This is a genomic window from Thioalkalivibrio sp. ALE19 (assembly GCF_000428605.1).
Taxonomy (GTDB): domain Bacteria; phylum Pseudomonadota; class Gammaproteobacteria; order Ectothiorhodospirales; family Ectothiorhodospiraceae; genus Thioalkalivibrio.
The window spans coordinates 1-4,199 of the sequence record NZ_AUAG01000054.1; the positions used below are offsets into that span (position 1 = coordinate 1).

At 65.9% G+C, this 4,199-nt stretch carries 2 protein-coding genes; both read left to right on the plus strand.

The window, feature by feature from the left end; all coding sequences use genetic code 11:
• A partial coding sequence (locus tag F787_RS0113865) for an autotransporter outer membrane beta-barrel domain-containing protein (protein WP_028492567.1) occupies nt 1-693 on the plus strand: 693 nt, incomplete at its 5' end.
• Nucleotides 694-1,185: 492 nt separating this feature from the next.
• Nucleotides 1,186-4,199 (plus strand): hypothetical protein (locus F787_RS16190; RefSeq protein WP_051246170.1); only part of this gene is annotated, 3,014 nt, incomplete at its 3' end.

Sequence of the window (4,199 nt, forward strand, 5' to 3'; positions counted from 1 at the left end):
CATCTCGGTGCGGCCATGGGGTACACCCGCAACCGCGGCGACACCGCCGGGGGCGACATCGACGTCGACTCCATCCACCTCGCCGCCTACGGCGGCTGGCAGCGCGATGCCCTGTATGCCCGCGGCAGCGTCGGCATGGCCCATCACAGCACCGATACCGAACGCTTCGTCGATACGGTCGGGCGGACGGCCGAAGCGGATTACTCCGCGCGCGGCGTGGGCATGCGGGCCGAGGGTGGCTATACCTTCGAGATCGGCGACACGGCCCGGCTGACCCCGTTCGGCGGACTGGACTATGAGTATCTGCGCCGCAGCGGATTCTCGGAATCCGGCGCCGGGGCCGCCAACCTGGATGTGAACCGCGAAAGCGAATACTCCCTGCGCAGTCAGGCCGGCGTGCGCTTCGATCAGGCGTTCGAGACCACCGGCGGCTGGGTCGCCCCCTACGCCGAAGCCGCATGGGTGCACGAGCACGGCGACCGCTCCAGCCGCATGGACACCGCCTTCGCCGCCGATACGTCCACGCGCTTCACCATCGAGGGCCCCCGCCTCAGCCGGGATCGCGTGCGGGTCGCCGCCGGTCTGGACGCCCGCCTCAACGAGGATTCCTTCCTCAACGTCGGCTACCAGGGCGAAATCGCCTCCTCCGACGACCTCCACGCCATCGGCCTGACCTTCCGGCGCAACTGGTAAGGCCCCCCGCAGGCCGCACCCCCTCCATCCGGAGGGGGTGACCCGGATCCGGCGGCATCGCCTGGCAGGCCGCCAAAGGCCACGGCTTCGACTACGCCGCCTGCCACGAGGACGTCCTGCGCCCGATCCGCGAACGCTACGCCGCCCTGTTCGGCAGGACTCCTGCATCCTCCCCGGGAGGGAGGAGTTCCCTTCCCCTGCCCCGATGCCCCGTCTTGTCCCTCGCAGCTAACGCTCGACAAACGCTTTGGGGGAAAGAGCCCTTTACCGTGACAAGGCCATTGCTCTAGCGTCGCCCGGAAACCAATACCATGCGCTTATTCAGGGAGATTGACCATGCGCGGTTCCAGCGACCTTCCATCTGCAACTTCCGGTTCCGGGACCCATGGGGAACCACTGAAACCCGGCCGGCCCGCGCCGAGGCTCCGTCTGCGCCGCTTGTCCCGTGGCGTCCGTCAGGCCCTTGATCCGCCCCGCTTGCGTACCGGTGGCATGACTGCCGTGCTTTTCTGTTCGCTCGCAATCATCGCCGCGGGTGAGGTTCGCGCATTCGATCCCGACCCCGCCGATGTCGATCGCGAATGGGATATCGATACCGCCGAGGACCTGTACTGGAGCAACGAGGAGAACTGGGACCCCCAGGGCGTTCCTGACGACGAGACGGTCGGAGTTCCCATGGGCTCAAGCCCCTATGACAGTGTCAATTACGAACGCCTCAAGATCCACAACGACAACCATTTTGACCTTGAGGATCTTCTGGTCGGTTACGGCGACGCAGGCCATCTCGCCGCGACACAGATCGAACTCAAGGACAATGCCCGACTCGACACCACCAATGCCGTCATCGGACTGGGAGTCGACAGCAACGAAAACGACCAGCCCAATACCCGGATGTATGTGACGGATGACGCCCGATGGACCAACACGGATACCGTCTACGTTGGCCACCAGAACCACGGCAGAACCATTCTCGGGGTGAAAGACTCGGGGGAATTCATCAGTGAAGGCGACATGATCATCGGGCATGAAAACCTTTATCCAACGGGCGCCTTCGTAGAGAACGAGGGCAGGCTCGAAGTCCGGGGGGATCTGAAGATCGGTGACAACGGCCAACCTGCGGATCTCAGCATTCAGAGCGAGGAAAGCAGCCTGCTCACCGAAGGCAGTACCCGTATCGGGATCGGCTCGAGTGACGGGCGCGACCGACTGAGTCTGCACGGCGAATGGGATGCGCACGGTTCCATCGAGATCGGTGTCGACGGAGGCAATGGCCAACTCACTCTGACACGCTGGGCGCGACTGCGGATGGACGACGCCACGGACCGGACCGTTCATCTTGCTCCCGACAGCGATGCCACAGGGCGGATGACCATTTTTCACCGTGTAGAGCGTCCGGTAGCGGACGTGGACGAAATCCGGGGTGGCGACGGCGAGGCGATCCTCGAGGTCGGGACAGACGATGACGACCTGACCTACCACCTGACCAGGAACGGAGAGGATTCGGGCGCGGCGCTGAAACTCACGGGTTCGTTGTCCCTGACCACCAACCGGGACGGAACGGTCGTCTTGCACGGCCACCAGGACTACACCGGCGGGACAGAGGTCGACGGGAACACACTTCGCCTGGGCGATGGCGCTCATCTCGCCCCCGACCCCGACGGCGACGACTACGGTGGAACCGAGGTACATGACGACGGCCATCTGTTGCTGGACGGGGGAGCCATTTCGTATGACGACGGCAGCGGCACCACCGTTGCCCACGGGCAACTGGAAGTCGCGGGCGATCAGGGCCGGCTGGAACATCCGGACGCGGACCTGACTCTGGGCACCGAGGGCAGAGGCGAACTGCTGGTACGCGACGACGCACACCTGCATACCGACGAAGCCACCCTTGGTGCTTCCGCGGATGGCATGGGTACCGCTCGGCTCACCGACGGCGGCACGTGGGAAATCGACAGGGGGCTCCAGGTAGGCGCCGAAGGCGTCGGGGAACTGGTGCTCGACAGCGATGCCGAGCTCGCCGGTTCGGCGTCCGGGTTCATCATCGCGGAGGATCCTGGCAGCCAGGGCCATGTCGAGATTTCCGGACCGGCGGCAACCCTCGACCTGGAGGACGCCGCAACCGACGTGGGCACCGATGGCCACGGCAGCCTTGTCATCCGCGATGGTGGCTCGATGCACACCTGGGACGGCTGGATTGCCGCCAGCCAGGACTCCACCGGCGAGGTCCATATCCACGGGGACGACTCCGAATGGCGTTCCGGGGCATTCCGGGTCGGCGTCCGTGGCACCGGCACCGTTACCGTGGCCGCCGGTGGCCGGCTGGAGGTCGATGGTGCCGGGGACATCGAGGTCGCGGGGAATGACGGCAGCGAGGGGCATCTGCGTATCGGCGCGGACAACGGCGCGGCCGGCTATCTCGGGACCGAGGCCGTGCAAGGCGGCGATGGCGATGCCCATCTGCGCTTCGAACACGGCGAAGACGGATACCATTTCTCCGATACCGGCACCAGCGATGGTGAGGCCATCGACATCACCGGGTCGACCAGCCTGCACCAGGACGGCACGGGCCGGACGATCCTGGGGCCGAACGGTACCTACGACCATACGGGCGAGACCCGGGTACGTGCCGGCATCCTGCAGGTGGACGGTGAAGTCACCGACTCGCATGTTTATGTGGAAGGCGGTCTGCTGGCGGGCGTCGGTACAGTGGGCGACGTCACCATGCAGGGAGGAACCCTGAGCCCGGGGAATTCCATCGGCACCCTGACCACCGGCTCGATCGACTATTCCGAAGGGGGAGAATACCGGGTGCAGTTCAACGCCGATGGCGAATCCGACCGGCTCGTGGTGGATGGAACCGCCCGCCTGTCGGGCGGGACGGTCACCCTGGAATCCCTGTCTGCGGAGGCCGAATTCGATGATGGGCAGTACGAATACCGCATCCTCGAGGCAGAACAGCGCGAGGGCGAATTCGACACCATGGAAAGCCCGGATTTTGCCTTCCTGGAACCCGACCTCGTCTATGACGGCAACGAGGTCCTGTTCCGACTGACCCGCGCGCGTGACTTCGTGGACGTGGCCGAGACCCGCAATCAGCATGCCGTTGCCGGAGGCCTGGATGCGCTGGCCGAAGCCCCCGCAATGGCCCCGATCGTCAACACCTTCTCCGGCCTGGAACCCGATGACGCCCGGGCCGCGCTGGACGATCTCTCGGGTGTGGACCATACGCATGGGAACCAGATCGGCCTGCGGGATGCCCAGCGTTTCCGTGCCGGCCTCACCGGGCGGATGCCCGGGCCCGGTGGCGCGCAGGCCCCGCGCGAGACCGCCAGCCTGGAGCAGCTCGCCGGCCTCCAGCTCGCCTCCGCCGGACAGCCCCGGGGGCTGCTGGATGATTCCCCGGAAACCTCGCGGGGCTGGTGGGTCAATGCCGAAGGTGGCCGCGGTGACATCGACGACACCACCAACGCCAGCGGCGCCGACTATCGCTTCACCGGACTCAC